Here is a 23,136-nt window from a genome sequence, read left to right as displayed (position 1 = left end):
CGGTTCAGGACGCCAGGCTTCTGCGAAAGCGCGCCAGGGCGATGAAGAAGAACAGTAATCCGATGACGGTCAGGGCCAGCAAGTCTGGCCAGACCACACTCAGCCCGGCGTCGCGGAACAGAATCGCGGCGCCGAGGCTGACGAAATGGGTGGAAGGCGATCCCTGCATGACCCATTGCAGCCATTGCGGCATGCTATCCAGCGGCGTACTCCCGCCCGACAGCAGCAACATCGGGATAATCACCGGGATGGCCAGCAGGCCGAACTGCGGTGTCGAACGCGCCAGCGTTGCCAGGAAAATACCTAGCGCGGTGCTGGCGAACAGATAGACCGCCGTGACCAGCAAAAACAGGCTCAGCGAGCCGGACAGCGGCACGCCGAGTGCGCCTTTGACGATCACCTCCAGCGACAGCCAGGTGCATAGCACCACCACCAGCAGATTGCTCCAGATTTTCGCCAGCATGATTTCCAGCGCGGTCAGCGGCAGCACCAGCAAATGGTCGAGGGTGCCATGTTCGCGTTCCCGCAGCAGTGCTGTGCCGGTCAGGATGATCGCCAGAATGGTGATGTTGTTGACGATCTGGATCACGGCCAGGAACCAGCCCCCCTCCAGGTTGGTATTGAACAGGGCACGGGTCGTCAGTTGCACCGGGGCATAGGCCTGCGCATTGCCCTGGCCGGCATAAGCCAACAGCTCGCGCTGGAATATCCGGCCGATGTAGCCGGCGCCCATGAACGCCTGGCTCATGGCGGTGGCATCGACATTGACTTGCACGGCCGGGTGACGGCCCGCGAGCAGGTCGGTCTGGAAGCGAGCCGGGATATTGATGACGAACGTGTACTGGCCACTGTCCATGACTTCATCCAGTCGTTCGTAGCGCAGCGGGACGGGAGACTGGAACTCCGGAGGTTGCAGCGCCTGGGCCAATTGTCGGGAGAGGGCGCTATGGTCCTCGTCGACAATCGCCACGCTGGCGTTATGCACACCGATTACCGATCCGGCGGCCGGCATGTAGATGGCCACGGTAAAGGCGTAGAACAGGAACAGCAGCAACACGCTGTCATGCCGCAGACTCGTCAGTTCCTTGAGTCCCAATCGCAGGATATGCGCGAACTTGTGCATCAGGCCTCCTGCTTTTTCAACATGACCAGGCTCAATCCGGTGAACGCGATAAAGAAGCCGGACAGCGCCAGGCATTGCGGCCAGAGCTGTCGCAGATCCAGCGCTTTGGTGAACGTTCCTACTGCGATGTCGAGGAAGTGGCCGGCCGGGAACAGCGTGCCCATCACGGCAGCGGCACCCTCCAGTGACGAGCGCGGCACGATCAGACCGGAGAACTGGATGGTCGGCAGGCTGGTGATGATCATGGTGCCGAGAATTGCCGCGATCTGCGTTCGGGTGAACGCAGAGATCAGCAGCCCCATGCTGGTGGTGGCCAGTACATACAGCAGCCCGCCGAAAGCGAGGGTCAGCCCGCTGCCCTTGAACGGTACGCCGAACAGCCAGCGATTCATGGCCACCAGGACGGCCAGGTTGACCAGGCTGACCAGCAGATAAGGCATCTGCTTGCCCAGCAAAAACTCCAGACGCGTCAAGGGCGTGGCGTAGAAATTGGTGATCGACCCCAGCTCTTTCTCACGCACGATGCCGAGGGCCGTCAGCATCGCCGGAATGAACGCCAGGATCAGCGCCATCACGCCTGGGCCGATCGCGTTGACGCTGACCACGTCCTGGTTATAACGAAAACGGGTTTCCAGGCTGGCGGCAGCCTGGCGGTTGAGCGCGGGGCTGCTCTGTTCGGCGAGTTGCTCGAGATTGGCCTGATGGACGGCTTCGACATAGTTGCGACTGGTTTCCGCGCGAAACGGCATGCCGCCATCCAGCCACGCCGCCACCGCCGGCCGGCGCCCGGCGTACAGGTCGCGGCCGAAACCGGGCGGGATCTCCAGCGCCAGTTTGATTTCCGAACGTTGCAGGCGTCGGTGCAAGGCCTGCGCGTCTTCAATGGCCGGCTGTTCGGCGAAGTAGCGCGAGCCGCGAAAGGCCTCCAGGTAGGCACGGCTTTGGGGGGTCTGATCCTGGTCGTACACGGCAAAGGCAAGATTTTCCACGTCGAGGGAAATCCCGTAGCCAAAAATCACCATCATGAAAATGGCGCCCAGAAGAGCGAACGCCAAGCGCACTTTGTCGCGCAGCAATTCCTTGCCTTCACGGCTGGCCACCGCTGTCAGACGCCCGAAGCTGAAACCGTGTTCAGTGACGGACATGGCCGGGGCCATCGCGGCCGGCGGTGGTTCGGCTGCCGGTGGCGCCTCGGTGTTGCCCTGGGCCTGTTCGAGACAAGTCACGAACGCAGCCTCAAGGGATTCGCCATTGAATTGCTGCTGCAGGGCGGCCGGCGCGTCACAGGCCAGGACCCGGCCCGCATGCATCAGGGAGATGCGGTCGCATCGCTGTGCTTCGTTCATGAAATGGGTGGAGAGAAAAATGGTCACGCCCTGATCACGGGACAGTTCGATCAACAGTCGCCAGAAATCGTCCCGTGCTGCCGGATCGACGCCGGAAGTTGGCTCATCCAGTATCAATACTTCCGGACGATGCAGGACAGCGACGGCCAATGACAGGCGTTGGCGCAGTCCCAGGGGCAAGGCGCCTGACGGCTGATCGGCGACGCCGTGCAGATCGAAGCGCTGAATCAAGGCATCGATGCGCGGGGCGCTCTCGGCCTTGGGCAGATCGAACAGGCGTGCGTGCAGATCAAGGTTCTGCCGGACGCTGAGCTCGCCATACAGCGAAAAGCTCTGGGACATGAAGCCGACCCGCTTGCGCGTGGCCAGATCCCTTGCATCCACCGGGTTGCCCAGCAGCGTTGCGCTGCCCTCACTGGCTGGCATCAGCCCGGTCAAGACTTTCATGGTGGTGGTCTTGCCGCAGCCGTTGGAGCCGAGAAATCCGAAAATTTCACCGCGTCCGATGGCGAAGCTGACGTGATCCACTGCAGTAAAGTCGCCGAAACGCAACGTCAGCTCGTGGGCTTCGATGGCGATATCGGTGTTGGTGGTACGCGGCGGGATCTGCAGCGGTTGCAGGTCGCGACGGCTGTCGCCCTGAAAGTGAGTGAAGGCATCATCGAGTTTGCCGCTGGGAGTGGCCGCTGCCAGCTCGCGGCTTGATCCCGAAGCAATCATCCGGCCGCCATCGAGCATCAGACAATGTTCGAATTGTTCGGCTTCTTCCATATACGCCGTGGCGACCAGCAAGGTCAGTTGCGGCCGCTGGCGTCGCACGTCGTCGATCAGCTCCCAGAAGCGCCGCCGAGAGAGTGGGTCGACACCCGTGGTGGGCTCGTCAAGGATCAGCAGATCCGGCTCATGGATCAACGCGCAACACAGCCCCAGTTTCTGTTTCATGCCGCCGGACAGTTTGCCGGCCGGGCGATCAGCAAACCTCAACAGGTCCGTGGCGAGCAGCAGGTTGTGCAGCCGCTGTTCGCTTTCGTTGGCAGACAAGCCGAACAGTGTGGAAAAAAACTGCACGTTTTCGCGGATCGACAGTTCCGGGTACAGGTTGCCACCCAGCCCTTGCGGCATGAAGGCGATGCGCGCGTACAACGTGTTGCGATGGGCGCGATCCTGAATCGGGCCGCCAAGGACTTCCAGTTGTCCCTGCTGAAGGGCTTTTACCCCGGCGATCAGGCCCAGCAGGCTGGACTTGCCCGCGCCGTCAGGGCCGATCAAACCGCACCGGGTGCCCGCCGGCAGATCGAACGCGATTGCATCCAGGGCTTGCCGCTGGCCATAGCGGTGCGCAATGGCGCTCGCTCGAACCGCGATGCCGTTCATTGCAAATTGGCCGGCCAACCGATCGGCGCCGTGCGCACGTAGCCGACGCCGGGCATGCCAGGCTTGGCCTGCGGTACGTTGCCAGGCTCAGTCAGGCGCAGCTTGACGCGAAAGACCAGTTTCTGTCGCTCATCGCGGGTCTCGACCTCTTTGGGGGTAAATTGCGATTTGGCCGCCACGAAACTGACTTTCGCCGGTAACGACCGGTCGGGCAGGGCATCCAGCAGGATCCGAGCGTCATCGCCCACCGCCAGGCGTCCGGCGACGGAGGCCGGAAGGTACAGGTTCATGTACTGGTCAGTGGGATCGATCATCAGCAAGACTCGCCCCCCGGCACCCAACACTTCACCGGGCTCGGCCATGCGTAGCTGGATCACGCCGTCGATCGGCGCACGCAAACTGCTGTCATCAATTTCACTGGCCAATTGCGCCACCTGGGCCTGTGCGGCACCGATGGCGGCGCTGACAGCGGCGACCTGCGCCCGGGCCGCCGCTACGGCGGCGTTGCCCGTGCCGATGCGTGACTGCAACTGATCGATGACCTGTGCGCTGACGAAACCATGCTTGAACAACGACTGTGAGCGGCCGAGCTCTTGCTGGGCCAGCAGTTGCTCGCTCAGGCGCAACTGCACGTTGGCCTGGGCGGCTGCCAGATTTTCACGGGCACGTATGACCTCGGCTTCGGCCTGATTGCGCTGGGCCTCGAGGGTTCGGGTATCCATTCGGGCAAGCAATTGCCCTTTGCCGACCTTGTCGCCTTCATCGACCAGCACCTCGGCCAGACGCCCGGGTGTCTTGCTGGCGATCTGCACTTCCGTGGCTTCCAGGCGCCCGTTGCCGGAGGACAGGCCTTCGGGCAGACGGCTGCTCATGGACGCCCAGTAACCGAAACCACCGGCGGCCACCAGCAATACGATGAGAGATCCGGCAAAAAAAAGAGAGGAGCGGCTGTGCGCTGACATGGAGGCATCCTGCGACTGTGGCGTCCAGTTTGACGGTTCAAGCGATGGTAGCGCTTGATATCAATCAAATGAGCGGCAGACGGGGCCGTTTCAACGCAAGCCGAGTACCGCCGCCCACTGTTCGGCTGTCACCGGCATCACCGACAGTCGTGAACCTTTCTGTACCAGCGGCATTTCGGCCAGTGCGCTCTGCTGCTTCAGATAGTCCAGCTTCAACACCCGGGCAAACGTTTCGACGTGGGCGACGTCGATTGCGCTCCAGGCATTCTTCTCCGGTGTGGCCTTCGGGTCGAAGTAATGACTTTCAGGCTCCAGTGCGGTGGGATCCGGGTACGCGGCTTCGATAATCTTGCCGATCCCGGCAATCCCCGGCTCCGGGCAGCTGGAATGATAGAAAAAGAACTCATCCCCCACCGCCATGGCCCGCAGGAAATTGCGCGCCTGATAGTTGCGCACCCCGTCCCAGCGCGCCTTGCCGAGTTTTTCCAGACCCTTGATCGAGAGTTCGTCGGGCTCGGATTTCATCAGCCAGTAGGCCATGGTGGTTGCTCCTGAAACGGTCATTGGGCAGGTTGTCGGGCAATTTTATGACAAACCGACAGTCGGTTGACGCCAGCATTTGCGCAGAGGTTCACGTTGTCGCAAAATGCCGGCCTTTAAAGCTTGACGCTGCTGCACGGCCTACGAATGGAAACCGCTGCTGTCATCGTGATGATGTGCCTTGAGGGGGGCAATCGATGAAACGCAAACCGGATTTGCTGTGGACTTTGGTGATTTTGTTCGGCCTTGGCGTCGTGACCACCGGTTATGCGCAAAGTCTGTGGGCCAACAAGGCCGATGCTCCGATTGAAGTGGCGCAACAAGTACAGCAGTCGACTGCGTTCAAACGCTGATCCCGTCTTCCCGACGCCGCTGACACCCTCGCGGCGTCTACCCTGCGAAATACCACGCCTTGTCGGTCACCGTTCCCTGCAACGGTACATCCCAGCTGGCTTGCGCCAGTCGTTCCACTTTCTGACATTCATGGGCCAGCCCCAACAGCGTCGGCTTGCGCCAGTTCTGGCGTCGGGCCAGGTACGCGAGGCTGCGGTCGTAGAATCCGCCGCCCATCCCCAGTCGTCCGCCGACATCGTCAAACCCTACCAATGGCAACAACACCAGATCCAGTGCCCAGATCTTGCGCTGACGGGCCGTATTGACCCGAGGCTCGAGAATACGGAAACGGTTGGGCCGCAGCTTTTCGCCGGGGCGGATCTGCTGAAAGACCATTTTGGTCCGCGGCCAGGCGCTCAGCACCGGCAGATAGGTTTTCTTGCCGCGACGCTGGGCGGCACGCAGCAACAGGCGCGGGTCGATTTCACCGTCGGTGGGCAGGTACAGGGAAATGTGTTTCGCCCGGCGAAATTGCGGGTCCTGCGCCAGTTGTTTGTACAGACCTTCGGCGGCCGCGCGTTGCTGACTTGGCGTCAGGGAGCGGCGGGCCTTGCGCAGCAGGCGGCGCAGTTGGGGACGGGGCAGCAGCGCGGGTTCGGTCATGGTTCGGCTTCGGCAGGGTGGGACGAAAACGTACGCATAAAAAATCCGATGCCGGCATGCACCGGCATCGGATTCGAATCAGGCTCCCCGGATGAGCCGCTGTCGACTTAGCCCTTGAACCCGAGAGTTCAAGGTGGAGGATGCAGTAGGCTTTAAGGCTTTCCGTCTGGCGGACATGCACACCAGCCCAACGTGCAACCCCCAGGGTAGTGCAAATCGGCTCAGGGACATCGTCAACTGGCAAGCACCCCAGGGAGTGCGGCGAGTATACCTCAAGCGGCCTGGCGAATCAGCCCTTGCTGATGTCCGGATCGTCGGCCAGCACCAGATCGACACGATCGAGCAAGTCGCGCACCTGTTCACGGGTCGAGCCGCTGGCCTGGATGTCCGGGCGCTCTTCTTTGTGCAAGAGATCGTGGGTGATGTTCAGGGCGGCCATCACGGCGATGCGGTCAGCGCCGATGACTTTGCCGCTGCTGCGGATCTCGCGCATCTTGCCGTCCAGGTAACGCGCGGCACTGACCAGATTGCTGCGTTCTTCCTGGGGACAGATGATCGAATATTCTTTGTCGAGGATCTGCACGGTAACGCTATTGCTTGAACTCATGAGTCTTGCTCCAGGGCCTTGAGGCGCGAAATCATCGACTCGACCTTACGCCGGGCGATTTCGTTTTTTTCAATGAGGTGCGCGCGTTCCTCGCGCCAGGTCTTTTCCTGAGCTAGTAAGAGTGCGTTTTGACTCTTTAGTTGCTCGACCCGAGTAATCAGCAGTTCGAGTCTGGCCATCAGCGCTTGCAGGTCGGTGTCTTCCATTGTGTCCACTGATTCGGTCTGATGGGTTTGGCTGGGGGACAGCCTTTAATGGTCTTGGCGAGTCTGTCGATGTAGGATACAAGGCCTTCATTCTAGACATAGCGCCGTCTGGCGCCTAGCTGCCCATGCCCATTCAGAATTCCCCGTACCAAGCCTTCGCCACCCTGCTGACTGCCAGCGGTCACAACGTCTCGCCTGCCGAACTGCATGGCCTGCTGCTCGGCCGCAGCTGCGCCGGTGCCGGCTTCAATGCCGAAGAATGGCTGATCGACGCCGCCGAGCTGCTCGAAAGCGAGCCGCAGGACAACGTCCGCAACGCGCTCATCGGCCTGCAGGAAATGGTCAAGGGCGAGCTCACGGGCGACGATGTGACCGTCGTGCTGCTGTTGCCGACCGATGACGTGCCGCTGGCCGATCGCGCCGCCGCACTGGGCCAGTGGTGCCAGGGCTTCCTCACCGGTTTCGGACTGAACTGCCGCGACAGCAGCATGCTGAGCACCGAGGCCACCGAGGTGTTGCAGGATCTGGCAGCGATCTCCCAGGTGCAAGATGCACTGGAAGAATCCGAAGATGGCGAAAGCGACTACATGGAAGTCATGGAGTACCTGCGTGTAGCGCCGCTGCTGCTGTTCTCCGAAACCAAGAAAGCCGACGTGCCGCCAGCCGCCAAGCCGTCGCTGCACTGATCGCGTGCCAGGGAAAGCCATCTGCCCATGATCCATATCCAGAAAGCGGAATACGCCCGTCGCCGCAAGGCACTCATGGCGCAGATGGAACCCAACAGCATTGCCATCCTGCCCGCCGCCGCAGTTGCCATCCGCAACCGTGATGTCGAGCACGTCTACCGCCAGGACAGCGACTTCCAGTACCTCAGCGGTTTCCCCGAGCCACAGGCGGTCATCGTCCTGATGCCAGGTCGCGAACACGGTGAATACGTGCTGTTCTGCCGTGAACGCAATACCGAGCGCGAACTCTGGGACGGCCTGCGCGCCGGCCAGGAAGGCGCGATTCGCGACTTTGGCGCCGACGATGCCTTCCCCATCACCGACATCGACGACATCCTGCCGGGCCTGATCGAGGGCCGCGACCGGGTGTATTCGGCCATGGGCAGCAACCCGGAATTCGACCGTCACCTGATGGACTGGATCAACGTGATCCGCTCCAAGGCGCATCTCGGCGCCCAGCCTCCGAACGAATTCGTTGCCCTGGATCACCTGCTGCACGACATGCGTCTGTATAAATCGGCGGCAGAAGTGAAGGTGATGCGCGAAGCGGCGCGGATTTCCGCTCAGGCCCACATCCGCGCGATGCAGGCCAGCCGCGCCGGGCTGTACGAGTACAGCCTCGAAGCCGAACTCGATTACGAGTTTCGCAAGGGCGGGGCGAAGATGCCGGCCTATGGCTCGATCGTCGCCGCCGGGCGCAACAGCTGCATCCTGCATTACCAGCAGAATGACGCGTTGCTCAAGGACGGTGACCTGGTGCTGATCGACGCCGGTTGCGAAATCGACTGCTACGCCAGCGACATCACCCGCACCTGGCCGGTCAACGGCAAATTTTCCGCCGAACAGAAAGCGATCTACGAGTTGGTGCTGGCCTCGCAGGAAGCGGCATTCGCCGAAATCGCCCCGAACAAACACTGGAACCAGGCGCACGAAGCCACGGTTCGGGTCATCACCACCGGGCTGGTGAAGCTGGGGTTGTTGCAGGGCGAAGTGGACGAGTTGATCGCCTCCGAGGCCTACAAGGCGTTTTACATGCACCGCGCCGGCCACTGGCTGGGCATGGATGTGCATGACGTCGGCGAGTACAAGGTCGGCGGCGAATGGCGGGTGCTGGAAGTCGGCATGGCGCTGACCGTGGAGCCGGGCATCTACATCGCCCCGGACAATCAGAACGTAGCGAAGAAATGGCGCGGCATTGGCGTGCGCATCGAGGACGACGTGGTAGTGACCAAAAGCGGTTGTGAAATTTTGACCCACGGCGTGCCGAAAACCGTCGCCGAGATCGAAGCCCTGATGGCGCAAGCACGGACCTGCGCAGCATGAGTCGGGTCAATCTGGCAATCATCGGTGGCGGCCTGGTCGGCGCCAGTCTGGCGTTGGCCTTGCAGGCCGGGGCCAAGGCCCGGGGCTGGAAGATCGTGCTGATCGAACCGTTCGCCCCCGGCGACAGCTGGCAGCCGAGCTACGACGCACGTTCGTCGGCGCTGTCCTTTGGCTCGCGGCAGATTTATCAGCGGCTGGGCGTATGGCAGGAAATCTCCCGCCGCGCCGAGCCGATCAAACAGATTCACGTCTCCGATCGTGGACGTTTTTCCACTGCCCGGCTGTCGGCGATGGAAGAGGGCGTACCGGCGCTCGGTTATGTAGTGGAAAACGCCTGGCTCGGTCATAGCCTGTGGCAACACCTCGACAAAGACGTGATCAGCTGGCGCTGCCCGGCGGAAGTCATCCGCATGGAGCCGCTGCCGGACGGCTATCGTCTGACCCTCAACGATGAGACCACGGTCGAATGCGATCTGGCGGTGCTCGCCGATGGCGGCCGTTCCGGTCTGCGCGAGCAACTGGGCATCAATGTGCGCAAGCGCCCGTACAACCAGAGCGCGCTGATAGCCAACATCACCCCGAGCGAAGCGCACAACGGCATGGCTTTCGAGCGCTTCACCGATGAAGGCCCGATGGCGCTGCTGCCGCTGCCGGAAAACCGCTGCGCGCTGGTCTGGACCCGTCTGGGCATGGACGCGCAACGTCTGGCGGACCTGAGTGATCGTGATTTCCTCAGCGAGCTGCAAGGCGTGTTCGGTTACCGCCTCGGCACGTTGAAGCAGGTCGGCGCGCGGCATCTGTATCCGCTGTCGCTGGTGGAGGCCGAAGAGCAGGTTCGATCGCATCTGGCCGTGCTCGGCAACGCCGCCCACAGCCTGCACCCGATTGCCGGACAGGGTTTCAACCTGTCCCTGCGTGATGCCGATGCCTTGGCCGCCGCGCTGCTGGCCAGTAACAAGCCGCTGGGGGATTTCGCCACGCTGCAGGCCTATCGCGAGCGTCAGCGCCTCGATCAGGACCTCACCGTGGGCTTCTCCGATCAGGTCACGCGCCTGTTCGGCAGCACTCAGCCGCTGGTGTCGCTGGGGCGCAATATCGGTCTGCTCGGCCTCGATCTGCTGCCGCCGGCCAAACGCTGGTTCGCCCGTCAGGCCATGGGGCTGGGGACGCGGCCGGATGCGTGAGCGGCTGATCAAACAGTTTGGCAAGGCGCGGCTGATGCGCTGGATCATGACGTTCTACCCGCCGTATTTCGGCGCCGGCGTCCGGGTGAAGCACATCAGCGATGACTTTCGTGACATTCAGGTTTCGATGGGCCTGGGCTGGTACAACCGCAATTACGTCGGCACCCAGTTCGGCGGCAGTCTGTATTCGATGGTCGATCCGTTTTTCATGTTGATGCTCATGGAGAACCTCGGCTCGCGCTACATCGTCTGGGACAAGGCTGCCGACATTGATTTCATTGCGCCGGGCAAAGGCCCGGTGTTCGCCCGGTTCAACATCGACGACACCCTGCTCGACGAGATCCGTCGGCAGACCGCCACTGGCGAGAAATACCTGCCGCAGTTGCAGGTCGACATTCATGACGGCGCCGGCAACCTGGTGGCGCGGGTCGGTAAAACCCTTTACGTGCGGCTCAAGCCGCAAGCGAGACAGGCTTAAAGCATGGAAATGCGCGCAGATGTGCTGATTGTCGGAGCCGGAATGGTCGGCAGCGCCCTGGCGCTGGCGTTGCAGGACAGCGGGCTGGAAGTCCTGCTGCTCGACGGCAGCCCGCTGAGTGTCAAACCCTTCAATGCCGACGCGCCGTTCGAACCGCGAGTCAGCGCGTTGTCGGCAGCCAGCCAGCGAATCCTTGATCGCCTCGGCGTGTGGGACGGCATCGTCAACCGACGCAGCAGCCCTTACACCGACATGCACGTCTGGGACGGCAGCGGTACCGGGCAGATTCACTTTTCGGCCAGCAGCGTGCATGCCGATGTGCTCGGCCACATTGTCGAGAACCGCGTGGTGCAGGATGCCTTGCTCGACCGTCTGCACGATTGCGATCTGGGCCTGCTGGCCAATGCGCGGCTGGAGCAGATGCGCCGCTCCGGTGACGACTGGCTGCTGACCCTGGCCGACGGCCGCACTTTGCGCGCACCGCTGGTGATTGCGGCGGACGGGGCCAATTCCGCCGTGCGTCGCCTGACCGGTGTCGCTACTCGCGAGTGGGATTATCTGCATCACGCCATCGTCACCAGCGTGCGCAGCAGCAAACCGCACCGGATGACCGCGTGGCAGCGTTTCACCGATCACGGGCCGCTGGCGTTTCTGCCGCTTGAGCGTGACGGTCAGCAGGACTGGTGCTCGATCGTCTGGTCGACCACGCCGAGCGAAGCCGAGCGGCTGATGGCGCTGGATGAAGCGGATTTCTGCCGTGAACTGGAGCGTGCCTTCGAAGGTTGCCTCGGCGATGTCATCAGCGCTGATCCGCGCCTGTGCGTGCCGCTGCGTCAGCGTCACGCCAAGCGCTATGTGGCCGAGGGCCTGGCCTTGATCGGCGATGCCGCGCATACCATTCACCCGTTGGCGGGGCAGGGTGTAAACCTCGGTTTCCTCGATGCCGCTGTACTCGCCGAAGTACTGCTGCAAGCCAATGAACGCGGCGAACGCCTGGCGGATGTGAAAGTGCTGAGCCGCTACGAACGCCGGCGCATGCCGCACAACCTGACGCTGATGGCGGCGATGGAAGGCTTCGAACGGTTGTTCCAGGCCGATCCGCTGCCGCTGCGCTGGTTGCGCAACACCGGACTGAAAATCGTCGAGCAGATGCCTGAGGCCAAAGCGCTGTTCGTACGTGAAGCATTGGGGCTGACCGGGGACTTGCCGGCGCTTGCCAAGGCGTGATGAATATCGCGCAACATCTGGTAACTCCTTGGGAAAGTGTTCGATTGAGCTGGTAAATGTGAGTCCTTATCATTTGGGCCACTTTTCCCGACCGAGAGATCACTCCCATGTTGGCACCCAAGCGTCTTCTGACCGCACTGGCCCTGACCCTGATTGGCAGCACCGCCGCCCAGGCCGCTGATGAGGTGGTGGTTTACTCGTCGCGTATCGATGAGCTGATCAAACCGGTGTTCGATGCCTACACCGCCAAGACCGGGGTGAAGATCAAGTTCATCACCGACAAGGAAGCGCCGTTGATGCAGCGGATCAAGGCCGAGGGCGAGAACGCCACCGCCGACCTGCTGCTGACCGTCGATGCCGGCAACCTCTGGCAGGCCGAACAGATGGGCATTCTCCAGCCGTTCACCTCGAAAACCATCGACGCCAACATTCCCCTGCAATACCGCTCGTCCAGCCACGCCTGGACCGGTCTGAGCCTGCGCGCGCGGACCATCGCCTACTCCACCGAGCGCGTGAAACCGAGCGAACTGACCACCTACGAAGCGCTGGCCGACAAAAACTGGGAAGGTCGCCTGTGCCTGCGCACGGCGAAAAAGGTCTACAACCAGTCGCTGACCGCCACCATGATCGAAGTCCACGGCGCCGAGAAAACCGAGAAGATCCTCAAGGGCTGGGTCAACAACCTGTCCACCGACGTGTTCTCCGACGACGTCGCGGTGCTGGAAGCGATCAACGCCGGTCAGTGTGACGTCGGCATCGTCAACACCTACTACTACGGGCGCCTGCACAAGCAGAAGCCGGAACTGCCGGTGAAACTGTTCTGGCCGAACCAGGCGGATCGCGGTGTGCACGTCAATCTGTCGGGCATCGGTTTGACCAGACATGCGCCGCACCCGGAAGCCGCCAAGGCACTGGTCGAGTGGATGACCACACCTGAGGCGCAGAAGATCTTCGCTGACGTGAACCAGGAATTCCCGGCGAATCCGGCGGTGAAACCTTCGGAAGAAGTGGCGGCGTGGGGGCAGTTTGTCGCTGATACGTTGCCGGTCGAAGTGGCGGGCAAACGTCAGGCCGAGGCGATCCGGATGATGGATCGGGCGGGTTGGAACTGACGCTGCGAGTCGAATCGCCGCACGCGGAATGCGCAGCGTCACAAGATAAGTGCCCACGCCATGCGTGGCCACATTCATTCAACGAGAGTCTTTCCTTGGCCCACCCCGCCCAACGCCGCTGGTACCCCATCGTCTTCGCCATCGCCGCGTTGGTGCTGCTGCCCCTCAGCGTTCTATTGCTGTCGTGGCAGACCATCGACCAACAAATCTGGTCGCACCTGTGGGAAACCCAGATGCCACGCCTGCTGGGCAACACCCTGACGCTGGTGCTCGGTGTCGGCATCGGCGTGACTCTGTTGGGTGTGAGCCTCGCCTGGCTCACCAGCCTCTGCGAATTCCCCGGCCGGCGCTGGCTCGACTGGGCGCTGATGCTGCCCTTCGCGATCCCGGCCTATGTGCTGGCGTTCGTGTTCGTCGGCCTGCTGGACTTCGCAGGTCCCGTGCAGACCCTGCTACGCGAATGGTTCGGAACCGGCCTGCGCCTGCCACGGGTGCGCTCCACCGGCGGGGTGATTCTGGTGTTGGTGCTGGTGTTCTACCCCTACGTTTACCTGCTGGCACGCACCGCGTTTCTCGCTCAGGGCAAAGGTCTGATGGAAGCGGCGCGGGTGCTCGGCCAGTCGCCATGGCAGGCGTTCTGGCGGGTGGCACTGCCGATGGCGCGGCCGGCCATCGGCGCCGGCGTGGCGCTGGCGCTGATGGAAACCCTTGCGGATTTCGGCGCGGTCTCGGTGTTCAACTTCGACACCTTCACCACCGCGATCTACAAGACCTGGTATGGCTTCTTCAGCCTGTCGAGCGCCGCACAACTGGCCAGCCTGTTGCTGCTGGTGGTGATGCTGGTGTTGTACGGCGAACGTCGCGCTCGCGGCGCCAATCGGGCGAGCAACGAGCGGCCGCGGATCAAGGCGTTGTATCACCTGCGCGGGCCCAAGGCCTGGGCGGCGACCGGATGGTGCGGTCTGGTGTTTGCCTGTGCGTTTGTCATCCCGGTGCTGCAACTGTTGGTGTGGTTCTGGCAGCGCGGGCGTTTCGATCTGGATGAGCGCTACGCCGGGCTGATTCTGCACACTCTGTATCTGGGGGGCATGGCGGCGTTGATCACGGTCAGCGTGGCGATGTTGCTGGCGTTCGCCCGGCGTCTTTCTCCGACCCCGGCGATCCGTTCCGGCGTCAGTCTGGCCAACCTCGGCTACGCGCTGCCGGGCTCGGTGCTGGCGGTGTCGATCATGCTGGCGTTCAGTTATCTGGATCGTGAACTGGTGATTCCGCTCTCAGGCTGGCTCGGCGGTGCGGGCAAACCGTTGCTGCTGGGCAGTCTGGCGGCGTTGCTGATGGCGTATCTGGTGCGCTTCGTGGCGGTGGCCTACGGGCCGCTGGAAAGCGGTCTGGCGCGTATACGGCCTTCTTTGCCCGAAGCGGCACGTAGCCTGGGTGTCAGTGGGCCGCGACTGTTTTTCAAAGTGTATCTGCCGTTGTTGCTGCCCGGCACCCTCAGCGCCGCGTTGCTGGTGTTCGTCGATGTGCTCAAGGAAATGCCCGCCACCCTGCTGATGCGCCCGTTTGGTTGGGACACGCTGGCGGTGCGCATTTTTGAAATGACCAGCGAAGGCGAATGGGCAAGGGCGTCGTTGCCGGCGCTGACCCTTGTTCTGGTCGGGTTGTTGCCGGTCATCGGACTTATTCGCCGCTCGGCGCATCGAAACACTTAGTAGTGAGTCATGAATCATGCGGCTACAATGCGCGGCATTCGGTGCGGTCCGTCTGACAGACCCTGTCGCTGAAATCGGCTGAAAGCCTTCCTCCACGGGGCTTTCAAACCGTGCAGCAGCGCTCCGCACCTTCGCCACGCCCGGAAGGAGAAACCCATGGGACAGCGTACGCCTCTGTATGACCTGCATCTCGCCCTCGGCGCGAAGATGGTCGATTTTGGCGGTTGGGACATGCCACTGCATTACGGCTCGCAGGTCGAGGAGCACCACGAGGTGCGTCGCGATTGCGGGGTGTTCGATGTATCCCACATGACCGTGATCGATGTCGCCGGCCATCAGGCCAAGGCCTGGCTCCAGCATTTGCTGGCCAATGACGTCGAACGCCTGCACAGCCCCGGCCGTGCGTTGTACAGCACCATGCTCAACGAGCGCGGTGGCATCGTCGACGACATGATCGTCTATCGTCTTGAGGCCGGTTACCGACTGGTGGTCAACGCCTCGACCCGCGATCAGGATCTGGCGTGGTTGCAGGCTCATCTCACCGGCTACGACGTGCAACTGCATGAGCGTACGGATCTGGCGATGCTCGCTATTCAAGGCCCCCATGCCCGGCACAAGATTGCCGAACTGGTGACCCAGTCCCGCGCCAATCTGATCCAGATGCTCAAGCCTTTCGAAGGCCAGGTTGATGGCGACTGGTTCATTGCGCGCACCGGCTACACCGGTGAAGACGGACTGGAAATCGCCCTGCCGGCCGATCAATCCCCCGGATTTTTCAACGATCTCGTAGGCGCCGGCATTTCTCCCATTGGCCTTGGTGCCCGCGACACCTTGCGAGTGGAAGCCGGGATGAACCTGTACGGTCAGGACATCCATCAGGACGTTTCGCCACTGGCCTCGAACATGGCCTGGAGTATCGCCTGGGAGCCGGCCACGCGCCGTTTCATCGGTCGCGATGCGCTGGAAGCGGAAAAAGCCGCCGGCGTGCAGCACAAACTGGTGGGTCTGGTGCTCGAGGAACGCGGGGTTTTGCGTGCGCATCAGGTGGTTCGTATCGCTGATGTTGGCGAAGGAGAGATCACCAGTGGTAGTTTCTCTCCTACGCTTAGCAAGTCGATTGCCCTGGCGCGTGTACCGATGGCGACTGCCGACCGCGCCGAAGTGGAAATCCGTGGCAAGTGGTATCCGGTACGAGTGGTCAAACCGACCTTCGTCCGTCACGGCAAAACCTTGATCTAACCTTTTCCGGCGGGCACGACCGCTGACAATTTCTTGAGGACACCGAGCATGAGTAATATCCCCGCCGACCTGCGTTTTGCCGAAAGTCATGAATGGGCGCGCCTGGAAGCCGATGGCACTGTCACTGTGGGCATCAGCGATCACGCGCAAGAAGCGCTGGGTGATGTGGTGTTCGTTGAACTGGCCGAAGTCGGCAAGGTGTTTGCTGCCGGTGATGCGGCAGGTGTTGTCGAGTCGGTGAAGGCCGCTTCCGACATCTACGCCCCGGTCGGCGGTGAAGTGATCGCCGTCAACGAAGAACTGGCCAGCGCGCCGGAAGAACTGAACAACGATCCGTACGCCGCGTGGATCTTCAAGCTCAAGCCAAGCGACAAGGCCGAGCTGGACAAGCTGCTCGACGCTGCCGCCTACAAGGCCGCCATCGGCGAATAAGCTTCACGCAACACCGCAAAGCCCCGATCCGTCGGGGCTTTTTTGTGGCCGCAGTTTTCTATTGCGCGGCTCAGGCGTTGCCCAGCACCGCTTTGACCGCCGCCACCGAGCGCTCGACATCAGCCTTGGTCATGGTGGTGAACATCGGCAACGACACAATCAGCCGCCCGACGCGCTCGGCCACCGGCAACATCCCTTCCTTGAAACCGCGCTCGCGGTACAGGCTAAGCAAATGGATCGGCGGGTAGTGATAACCGATGCCGATGCCCAATTCCTGCATCTGCTCCATGAACGTGGACCGCGCCGGCAAGCCGTCCTTGCGCTCCGGCAATACCAGTTGGAACAGGTGCCAGTTGCTGTTGGTGAAGTCGGCTGGCGGCAGTTGCGCGCCGTACGTGGCTTCGAAGTCGTCGCCAAAGCATTCGAAGTAGTGGCGAGCCAGTTCCTGACGATGGGCGGTCAGGGTTTCGATGTGGGCAAACTGGCCGAGGCCGATGGTCGCTGCGACGTCGGTCATGTTGAATTTGCCGCCCAGTACATCGACATCCAGACCGTCGAAGCCGGTCCGGGTGACGCCTTGCAGGCGATATTTCTCCGCCAGACGTGCTTCCTCAGGCGTGTTCAGCACCAGGCAACCACCCTCGGAGCAGGTCACGTTCTTGTTGGCCTGGAAGCTGAACGATACGAAGTCGCCGGTGGCGCCGATGCGCTGGCCGTTCCAGCTCGAACCCAGGGCCTGGGCGGCGTCTTCGATGATGCGCAGGTTGTGCTTTTTGGCGATGGCGTACAGGCGCTCCATGTCCACCGGCAGCCCGGCGAGGTAGACCGGGATGACAGCTTTGGTGCGCGGTGTGATGGCCGCTTCCAGTCGATCCAGGTCGATGTTGCGGGTGACCGGGTCGATGTCGGCGAACACCGGGGTGGCGCCCACTTCAAGAATCACGTTGGCCGTGGCTACCCAGGAGATTGGCGTGGTGATCACTTCATCACCCGGTCCGATGCCGGCAATGCGCAGGGCAATCTCCATGGTGCAGGTGCCGGAGTTGAAGGTTCGTACCGGACGCCCGCCGAAATACTCCGACAGTTGCGCCTCGAAGGCCTGGACCTTCGGCCCGCTGGTGATCCAGCCGGAACGCAGGACATCGCCGACGGCGGCAATGGTGGCTTCATCGATGACAGGTTTGGAAAACGGCAGAAACGGCAGTTGGCTCATGAGGATTCGATCATCCGAGGGTTGGGCGCGTGTTACAGGTGCCACAGCATGCCGCGTTCGGCCACCCGCCGCCAAGCCGTCCGCGACGGTATCGACTGCTATGCTGGTTTGACCGTGTTGCATTGACGCCGAGCGCCAGCCAAGAGAGAGCCCGTCATGTCCCAGTTGCCGTCCCTGAGCCAGTTACGCGACCCCCATGCCTTCCTGCGCCGTCACCTCGGCCCCGACGCCGCCGAGCAGCAGGCGATGCTCGACAGCCTGGGCCTGGGCAGCCGGATCGAACTGATCGAGCAGACCGTGCCGCCCGCCATCCGCCTCAACCGTGAACTGGACCTGCCGCCCGCGCTGGACGAGCAGGCGGCACTGGCGAAACTGCGCGGGTACGCCGAACAGAATCAGGTCTGGACCAGCCTGATCGGCATGGGTTACCACGGTACCGTCACGCCGACCGTCATTTTGCGCAACGTGCTGGAAAATCCCGGCTGGTACACCGCCTACACGCCGTATCAACCGGAAATCGCCCAGGGCCGGCTCGAAGCGTTGCTCAACTTCCAGCAACTGACCATCGACCTGACAGGCCTGGAACTGGCCAACGCTTCGCTGCTCGATGAAGCCACGGCGGCCGCCGAGGCCATGGCGCTGGCCAAGCGCGTGGCGAAGTCGAAGAGCAATCTGTTTTTCGTCGATGAAAACTGTCACCCGCAAACCATTTCCGTGGTGCAGACCCGCGCCGAAGGCTTCGGTTTCGAGCTGATCGTCGACACTGTGGATAACTTGAAGCAGCACCAGGTATTCGGTGCGCTGTTGCAATACCCCGACACCCACGGCGAGGTCCGCGATCTGCGTCCGTTGATCGATCACTTGCATGCGCAACAGGCACTGGCCTGTGTCGCGGCAGATCTGCTGAGTCTGTTGTTGCTGACCCCGCCGGGCGAACTGGGCGCCGATGTGGTGTTCGGCTCATCCCAGCGTTTCGGCGTGCCGATGGGGTACGGCGGGCCGCATGCGGCGTTTTTCGCCAGTCGCGAGGAATACAAACGGGCGATTCCCGGGCGGATCATCGGCGTGTCGAAAGACGCGTGCGGCAACGTAGCGCTGCGCATGGCCCTGCAGACCCGCGAGCAGCATATTCGCCGGGAGAAAGCCAATTCGAACATCTGTACCGCTCAGGTGCTGCTGGCCAACATCGCCAGTTGCTACGCGGTGTACCACGGGCCGGAAGGCCTCAAGCGTATTGCCCAGCGAGTCCATCGGCTGACCTGCATCCTCGCTGCTGGCCTCGAGCGACATGGCATCAAACGCATCAATAAGCAGTTTTTCGACACGCTGACTCTGGACGTCGGCGGCGCGCAGACCGCGATCATCGAAAGCGCTCAGGCAGCGCAGATCAATCTGCGGATTCTCGGTCGCGGCCACTTGGGCCTGAGTCTTGATGAAACCTGTGACGAGAGCACCGTCGGCAAACTGTTCGATGTGCTGTTGGGTGTCGATCATGGGCTCAACGTCGAGGAACTCGACGCCGAAGCGTTGGTGTCCGGGATTCCCGACAATCTGCAACGCAACTCGCCTTACCTGCGCCATCCGGTGTTCAACGCCCATCACAGCGAAACCGAGATGCTGCGCTACCTCAAGCAACTGGAGAACAAGGATCTGGCGCTCAACCAGTCGATGATCCCACTCGGCTCCTGCACCATGAAACTCAACGCCACCAGCGAGATGATCCCGATCACCTGGCCGCAGTTCGCCAACCTGCATCCGTTTGTGCCTCGGGAGCAGGCCGTCGGTTACACACTGATGATCGAAGAGCTGGAGCGCTGGTTGTGTGCGATTACCGGTTTCGACGCGATCTGCATGCAGCCCAACTCCGGCGCTCAGGGGGAGTACGCCGGGTTGCTGGCGATCCGCAAATATCACGAAAGCCGCCAGCAGGGCGGTCGCGACATCTGCCTGATTCCGTCGTCTGCCCACGGCACCAACCCGGCCTCGGCGCAGATGGCCGGGATGCGGGTGGTGATCGTCGAGTGCGACGAGGCGGGCAACGTCGATCTGGAGGATTTGAAGACCAAGGCTGCTGAGGCCGGGGACAGGTTGTCATGCCTGATGGCGACGTATCCATCGACCCACGGCGTGTACGAGGAGGGCATCAGCGAAATCTGCGAAGTTATCCACAAGCACGGCGGCCAGGTGTACATGGACGGCGCCAACCTCAATGCCCAGGTCGGGCTGGCGCGGCCGGCGGACATTGGCGCCGATGTGTCGCATATGAACCTGCACAAGACCTTCTGCATCCCCCACGGCGGAGGCGGGCCGGGCATGGGCCCGATCGGTATTCGCGCGCATCTTGCGCCGTTCGTCGCCAATCACCCGGTGGTGCCGATCGACGGGCCGCAGCCGCAGAACGGCGCAGTGAGTGCAGCGCCCTGGGGCAGTGCGAGCATTTTGCCGATCAGCTGGATGTACATCGCCATGATGGGGCCGCAACTGGCGGACGCCAGCGAAGTGGCGATCCTGACGGCGAATTACCTGGCGCAGCATCTGTCCGGCGCCTTTCCGGTGCTCTACACCGGGCGCAATGATAGGGTCGCCCACGAGTGCATTCTGGATCTGCGGCCGCTGAAAGCGCAGACCGGCATCAGCGAGGAAGACATCGCCAAGCGCCTGATGGATTACGGCTTCCATGCGCCGACCATGTCGTTCCCGGTGCCGGGCACCTTGATGGTCGAGCCGACCGAAAGTGAGTCCAAGGCTGAGCTGGACCGCTTCATCGGAGCGATGTTGAGTATCCGCGCGGAAATCACCGAAGTGCAAAACGGCAACTGGCCGGCCGAGGACAATCCGCTCAAGCGGGCGCCGCATACGCTGGCCGATGTCACTGGCGTCTGGGAGCGGCCCTACAGCATCGAGCAGGGCATTACCCCGGATGCGCACACCAAGGCGCACAAGTACTGGCCGGCGGTGAACCGGGTGGACAACGTCTATGGTGACCGAAATCTGTTCTGCGCCTGCGTGCCGGTGGACGACTACCGCTGATTGGCGGACAAAAAAATGCCGCTCAAATGAGCGGCATTTTTGTGGGCGACAGATTTATTCCGAGGCCACGGCGTTCTTCGCCAGGATCGCGTTCGCCAGTTCCATGTCCGTCGCCTGCAGGCCCGGGTTGTCGGCGCGGACTTTCTGCATGGCGGCTTCCAGATACGGGCCACGGATGCCGCCATCACTGGCAACGAAACTGCCGGCGTCGTCCTGTGCGGCGACGATCAGCTTGTGATCCTTGAAGGTCAGGTACGTCGAGCCGGTGGTGGCGCCGGACGAAATGACGTTACGCCAAAAGCTGTCAGCCATTGCCGAACCGACGGGCAGAGACAGCAGGGCGAGGGTGGCGACAGCAAGTTTGAGACGCATGAGGGATGACTCCACTGGTGTTGAATAACGGCTTGGATCGTCATTTCGTCGATCCGGTTCCGTGAAGGGCTATTTCTGCTCACTCTGCGGCGTCACCCGCAGCACCTCTTCGATGGTCGTCAGCCCCGCCGCGACCTTCTGCGCTCCGGACAGCCGCAGACTGCGCATGCCTTCCTTGAAGGCCTGGCGGCGGAGCGCCGTCAGATCGGTATCCGGGCTGATCAACGCCTTGAGGCTGTCGGTCAGTTGCATGATTTCGTAGACCCCGGCGCGACCGTGATAACCGGTGTCGCGGCATTCCAGGCAGCCGATGGCCCGTTGCGCGTTGCCCGGCAGCGGCGCCTGCCACGGCCGGGTCAGGGTTTGCCAGTCCTCCTCGGCGACAGGTAGCGGTGCCTTGCAGTGCGGACACAGTGTGCGCACCAGACGCTGGGCCATGACCCCGAGCACCGTGGCCTTGATCAGGTAATGCGGCACGCCGAGTTCCAGCAGACGGCTGATGGCGCTCGGCGCGTCGTTGGTGTGCAGGGTCGAGAGCACCAGGTGCCCGGTCAATGCGGCCTGGATCGCCATTTCGGCGGTTTCCAGATCGCGGATCTCGCCGATCATGATGATGTCCGGATCCTGCCGCATCAGCGCCCGCACCCCGGCGGCGAAGGTCAGGTCGATGTTGTGCTGCACCTGCATCTGGTTGAAGGCCGGCTCGACCATCTCGATCGGGTCCTCGATGGTGCAGAGGTTGATTTCCGGGGTCGCCAGTTTTTTCAGGGTGGTGTAGAGCGTGGTGGTCTTGCCGGAGCCGGTCGGGCCAGTCACCAGAATGATGCCGTTGGGCTGGCGGGTCATGTCCTGCCAGCGCCGCAGGTCATCGGCGGAAAAACCCAGCTGGTCGAAATCCTTGAGCAGCACTTCCGGGTCGAAGATCCGCATCACCATTTTTTCGCCGAACGCGGTGGGCAGGGTCGACAGGCGCAACTCGACCTCGCCGCCGTCCGGGGTCTTGGTCTTGACCCGACCGTCCTGCGGTTTGCGCTTCTCGGCGACGTTCATACGCCCAAGGCTTTTCAGGCGACTGACGATGGCCATCGTCACCTGCGGCGGGAACTGATAGACGTTGTGTAACACGCCGTCGATGCGAAAACGCACCGAGCCTTGCTCGCGCCGTGGCTCGATGTGGATATCGCTGGCCCGCTGCTGGAAGGCGTACTGGAACAGCCAGTCGACGATATTGACGATGTGTGCGTCGTTGGCGTCCGGCTCCTGATCGCTGGCGCCGAGGTTGAGCAGTTGTTCGAAGTTGCCGAGGTTGCTGCCCTGCTGGTCGGCGTTGCTGGCGCCGCTGACCGATTTGGCGAGGCGAAAGAACTCGACGCTGAAGCGCTGGATGTCCGCCGGGTTGGCCACCACCCGTTTGACCGGCAGTTTCAGCACGTGGGTCAGATCGGCTTCCCAGCCTCTGACGTAAGGCTGGGCGCTGGCCACGGTCACTGCATCGCGATCAACCGACACCGCGAGAATCTTGTGGCGCTGGGCAAAGGCATAGGACATCAGCGGCGTCACGGCGGCGACGTTGATCTTCAACGGATCGATCCGTAGGTACGGCTGGCCGGCCTGCTGCGCCAGCCACAAGGTCAGGCTTTCCAGATCCAGGTGTTTGCCCGGACGGCTGAGGTCGTCCAGTTGCTGGCCGGCGATGAATTCCAGCGGATGTATCTGACCGTGGGTCGCCTGCCGACGGCGGGCATTCAGCGCGTGTTCGGCCGAGTCCTGGCTGATGAAGCCTTGGGCGACCAGTTCACGCAATACATCATTGAGATCCAGCCAGCGGTCCTGAGTGGCGAGTTGAACGGACATGCGGGCTCCTTTTGAACGACAGTCCGCAAAGGATAGTCGTGGCCCCGCCGACCGTTGGGCCACTACCCGACAAAGGCGTTT

The 23,136-nt window shown here is 62.3% G+C and carries 21 protein-coding genes and 1 other RNA gene; 11 read left to right on the top strand and 11 right to left on the bottom strand.

The window, feature by feature from the left end:
- Positions 1-4: 4 nt before the first annotated feature.
- The 4 genes from NH234_RS28660 to NH234_RS28645 form a co-directional block, all read right to left on the bottom strand.
- The gene (locus NH234_RS28660) at positions 5-1,123 is read right to left on the bottom strand and encodes an ABC transporter permease (RefSeq protein WP_085731471.1); all 1,119 of its coding nucleotides are present in this window, start codon (positions 1,121-1,123) and stop codon (positions 5-7) included.
- Positions 1,123-3,843 (bottom strand): ribosome-associated ATPase/putative transporter RbbA, encoded by a 2,721-nt coding sequence (gene rbbA, locus NH234_RS28655; protein WP_367255142.1) that lies wholly within the window; start codon positions 3,841-3,843, stop codon positions 1,123-1,125. The genes NH234_RS28660 and rbbA overlap by 1 nt, the downstream gene beginning before the upstream one ends.
- Positions 3,840-4,805: an HlyD family secretion protein gene (locus tag NH234_RS28650; protein ID WP_085731473.1), complete on the bottom strand. Its 966-nt coding sequence runs from the start codon at positions 4,803-4,805 to the stop codon at positions 3,840-3,842. The genes rbbA and NH234_RS28650 overlap by 4 nt, the downstream gene beginning before the upstream one ends.
- A 90-nt stretch (positions 4,806-4,895) precedes the next feature.
- Positions 4,896-5,345 carry an EVE domain-containing protein gene (locus tag NH234_RS28645; protein WP_085731474.1) on the bottom strand — a complete coding sequence of 150 codons (450 nt, stop codon included), beginning with the start codon at positions 5,343-5,345 and terminating at the stop codon, positions 4,896-4,898.
- Between the two features lie 197 nt (positions 5,346-5,542).
- Between NH234_RS28645 and NH234_RS28640 the strand changes: the two genes are divergently transcribed.
- Positions 5,543-5,698, top strand: a complete 156-nt coding sequence (locus tag NH234_RS28640) for a hypothetical protein (RefSeq protein ID WP_007911192.1) — start codon at positions 5,543-5,545, stop codon at positions 5,696-5,698.
- A gap of 37 nt (positions 5,699-5,735) precedes the next feature.
- On the opposite strand, the gene NH234_RS28635 is transcribed toward NH234_RS28640, so the two are convergent.
- The 4 genes from NH234_RS28635 to NH234_RS28620 all read right to left on the bottom strand — a co-directional run bounded on the left by NH234_RS28635 (position 5,736) and on the right by NH234_RS28620 (position 7,154).
- Entirely contained in the window at positions 5,736-6,341 is a 606-nt protein-coding gene (locus NH234_RS28635; protein ID WP_085731475.1) for a 5-formyltetrahydrofolate cyclo-ligase, read from the bottom strand.
- A gap of 80 nt (positions 6,342-6,421) precedes the next feature.
- Positions 6,422-6,600, bottom strand: a non-coding RNA gene (gene ssrS, locus NH234_RS28630) — 6S RNA.
- Positions 6,601-6,630: 30 nt separating this feature from the next.
- Positions 6,631-6,948, bottom strand: a complete 318-nt coding sequence (locus NH234_RS28625) for a cell division protein ZapA (protein WP_007967943.1) — start codon at positions 6,946-6,948, stop codon at positions 6,631-6,633.
- The gene (locus NH234_RS28620; protein ID WP_007940359.1) at positions 6,945-7,154 is read right to left on the bottom strand and encodes a TIGR02449 family protein; all 210 of its coding nucleotides are present in this window, start codon (positions 7,152-7,154) and stop codon (positions 6,945-6,947) included. Before NH234_RS28620 ends, NH234_RS28625 begins: the two co-directional genes overlap by 4 nt.
- Positions 7,155-7,279: 125 nt before the next feature.
- On the opposite strand from NH234_RS28620, the gene NH234_RS28615 reads away from it, so the two are divergent.
- From NH234_RS28615 to gcvH, 9 genes are all read left to right on the top strand, one after another.
- Complete coding sequence (locus tag NH234_RS28615; protein WP_192552532.1) at positions 7,280-7,840, top strand: YecA family protein; 561 nt, start codon at positions 7,280-7,282, stop codon at positions 7,838-7,840.
- Positions 7,841-7,867: 27 nt separating this feature from the next.
- Complete coding sequence (gene pepP, locus NH234_RS28610) at positions 7,868-9,202, top strand: Xaa-Pro aminopeptidase (protein WP_367255138.1); 1,335 nt, start codon at positions 7,868-7,870, stop codon at positions 9,200-9,202.
- Positions 9,199-10,386 carry a 2-octaprenyl-6-methoxyphenyl hydroxylase gene (ubiH, locus tag NH234_RS28605; protein WP_085731478.1) on the top strand — a complete coding sequence of 396 codons (1,188 nt, stop codon included), beginning with the start codon at positions 9,199-9,201 and terminating at the stop codon, positions 10,384-10,386. Before pepP ends, ubiH begins: the two co-directional genes overlap by 4 nt.
- Positions 10,379-10,864, top strand: a complete 486-nt coding sequence (locus NH234_RS28600) for a DUF4442 domain-containing protein (protein ID WP_085731479.1) — start codon at positions 10,379-10,381, stop codon at positions 10,862-10,864. The genes ubiH and NH234_RS28600 overlap by 8 nt, the downstream gene beginning before the upstream one ends.
- A 9-nt stretch (positions 10,865-10,873) precedes the next feature.
- On the top strand, positions 10,874-12,091 hold the full coding sequence (locus NH234_RS28595) for a 2-octaprenyl-3-methyl-6-methoxy-1,4-benzoquinol hydroxylase (protein ID WP_367257259.1): 1,218 nt from the start codon (positions 10,874-10,876) through the stop codon (positions 12,089-12,091).
- Positions 12,092-12,198: 107 nt separating this feature from the next.
- Positions 12,199-13,203 (top strand): extracellular solute-binding protein, encoded by a 1,005-nt coding sequence (locus NH234_RS28590; protein WP_367255136.1) that lies wholly within the window; start codon positions 12,199-12,201, stop codon positions 13,201-13,203.
- Positions 13,204-13,298: 95 nt separating this feature from the next.
- Positions 13,299-14,915, top strand: coding sequence for an ABC transporter permease (locus tag NH234_RS28585; protein WP_367255133.1), 1,617 nt, complete (start codon positions 13,299-13,301; stop codon positions 14,913-14,915).
- A gap of 156 nt (positions 14,916-15,071) precedes the next feature.
- Positions 15,072-16,154 (top strand): glycine cleavage system aminomethyltransferase GcvT, encoded by a 1,083-nt coding sequence (gene gcvT, locus NH234_RS28580; protein ID WP_367255131.1) that lies wholly within the window; start codon positions 15,072-15,074, stop codon positions 16,152-16,154.
- 48 nt (positions 16,155-16,202) lie between these two features.
- The gene (gene gcvH / locus NH234_RS28575; protein ID WP_085731484.1) at positions 16,203-16,586 is read left to right on the top strand and encodes a glycine cleavage system protein GcvH; all 384 of its coding nucleotides are present in this window, start codon (positions 16,203-16,205) and stop codon (positions 16,584-16,586) included.
- A 70-nt stretch (positions 16,587-16,656) separates the two neighbouring features.
- On the opposite strand, the gene NH234_RS28570 is transcribed toward gcvH, so the two are convergent.
- A complete protein-coding gene (locus tag NH234_RS28570) occupies positions 16,657-17,799 on the bottom strand; it encodes a DegT/DnrJ/EryC1/StrS aminotransferase family protein (RefSeq protein WP_085731485.1) in 1,143 nt (380 codons plus the stop codon).
- Positions 17,800-17,955: 156 nt separating this feature from the next.
- Here NH234_RS28570 and gcvP point away from each other — a divergent pair, with 156 nt between their 5' ends.
- Positions 17,956-20,829, top strand: coding sequence for an aminomethyl-transferring glycine dehydrogenase (gcvP, locus tag NH234_RS28565; RefSeq protein WP_367255129.1), 2,874 nt, complete (start codon positions 17,956-17,958; stop codon positions 20,827-20,829).
- Between the two features lie 54 nt (positions 20,830-20,883).
- Here the strand turns inward: gcvP and NH234_RS28560 are convergent, their stop codons facing one another.
- A complete protein-coding gene (locus tag NH234_RS28560) occupies positions 20,884-21,201 on the bottom strand; it encodes a DUF2388 domain-containing protein (protein ID WP_007951791.1) in 318 nt (105 codons plus the stop codon).
- Positions 21,202-21,270: 69 nt separating this feature from the next.
- A complete protein-coding gene (locus NH234_RS28555) occupies positions 21,271-23,055 on the bottom strand; it encodes a GspE/PulE family protein (protein WP_367255127.1) in 1,785 nt (594 codons plus the stop codon).
- Between the last annotated feature and the right edge of the window lie 81 nt (positions 23,056-23,136).

The organism is Pseudomonas sp. stari2, assembly GCF_040760005.1.
In the GTDB taxonomy this organism is placed as follows: Bacteria; Pseudomonadota; Gammaproteobacteria; order Pseudomonadales; family Pseudomonadaceae; genus Aquipseudomonas.
Note: the sequence above shows the minus strand (reverse complement) of the source record. Positions and strands in the feature narration are given on the sequence as shown.

What these genes read in the sequence shown, in the direction of transcription:
- gcvT (WP_367255131.1), top strand. Translation starts at nt 15,072, where the DNA reads ATGGGACAGCGTACGCCTCTGTATGACCTGCATCTCGCCCTCGGCGCG.
- NH234_RS28625 (WP_007967943.1), bottom strand. Translation starts at nt 6,948, where the DNA reads ATGAGTTCAAGCAATAGCGTTACCGTGCAGATCCTCGACAAAGAATAT.
- NH234_RS28635 (WP_085731475.1), bottom strand. Translation starts at nt 6,341, where the DNA reads ATGACCGAACCCGCGCTGCTGCCCCGTCCCCAACTGCGCCGCCTGCTG.
- NH234_RS28650 (WP_085731473.1), bottom strand. Translation starts at nt 4,805, where the DNA reads ATGTCAGCGCACAGCCGCTCCTCTCTTTTTTTTGCCGGATCTCTCATC.
- NH234_RS28570 (WP_085731485.1), bottom strand. Translation starts at nt 17,799, where the DNA reads ATGAGCCAACTGCCGTTTCTGCCGTTTTCCAAACCTGTCATCGATGAA.
- NH234_RS28620 (WP_007940359.1), bottom strand. Translation starts at nt 7,154, where the DNA reads ATGGAAGACACCGACCTGCAAGCGCTGATGGCCAGACTCGAACTGCTG.
- NH234_RS28595 (WP_367257259.1), top strand. Translation starts at nt 10,874, where the DNA reads ATGCGCGCAGATGTGCTGATTGTCGGAGCCGGAATGGTCGGCAGCGCC.
- NH234_RS28640 (WP_007911192.1), top strand. Translation starts at nt 5,543, where the DNA reads ATGAAACGCAAACCGGATTTGCTGTGGACTTTGGTGATTTTGTTCGGC.
- NH234_RS28560 (WP_007951791.1), bottom strand. Translation starts at nt 21,201, where the DNA reads ATGCGTCTCAAACTTGCTGTCGCCACCCTCGCCCTGCTGTCTCTGCCC.
- NH234_RS28590 (WP_367255136.1), top strand. Translation starts at nt 12,199, where the DNA reads ATGTTGGCACCCAAGCGTCTTCTGACCGCACTGGCCCTGACCCTGATT.
- ubiH (WP_085731478.1), top strand. Translation starts at nt 9,199, where the DNA reads ATGAGTCGGGTCAATCTGGCAATCATCGGTGGCGGCCTGGTCGGCGCC.
- rbbA (WP_367255142.1), bottom strand. Translation starts at nt 3,843, where the DNA reads ATGAACGGCATCGCGGTTCGAGCGAGCGCCATTGCGCACCGCTATGGC.
- NH234_RS28615 (WP_192552532.1), top strand. Translation starts at nt 7,280, where the DNA reads ATGCCCATTCAGAATTCCCCGTACCAAGCCTTCGCCACCCTGCTGACT.
- NH234_RS28600 (WP_085731479.1), top strand. Translation starts at nt 10,379, where the DNA reads ATGCGTGAGCGGCTGATCAAACAGTTTGGCAAGGCGCGGCTGATGCGC.
- NH234_RS28645 (WP_085731474.1), bottom strand. Translation starts at nt 5,345, where the DNA reads ATGGCCTACTGGCTGATGAAATCCGAGCCCGACGAACTCTCGATCAAG.
- NH234_RS28555 (WP_367255127.1), bottom strand. Translation starts at nt 23,055, where the DNA reads ATGTCCGTTCAACTCGCCACTCAGGACCGCTGGCTGGATCTCAATGAT.
- gcvH (WP_085731484.1), top strand. Translation starts at nt 16,203, where the DNA reads ATGAGTAATATCCCCGCCGACCTGCGTTTTGCCGAAAGTCATGAATGG.
- pepP (WP_367255138.1), top strand. Translation starts at nt 7,868, where the DNA reads ATGATCCATATCCAGAAAGCGGAATACGCCCGTCGCCGCAAGGCACTC.
- NH234_RS28660 (WP_085731471.1), bottom strand. Translation starts at nt 1,123, where the DNA reads ATGCACAAGTTCGCGCATATCCTGCGATTGGGACTCAAGGAACTGACG.
- gcvP (WP_367255129.1), top strand. Translation starts at nt 17,956, where the DNA reads ATGTCCCAGTTGCCGTCCCTGAGCCAGTTACGCGACCCCCATGCCTTC.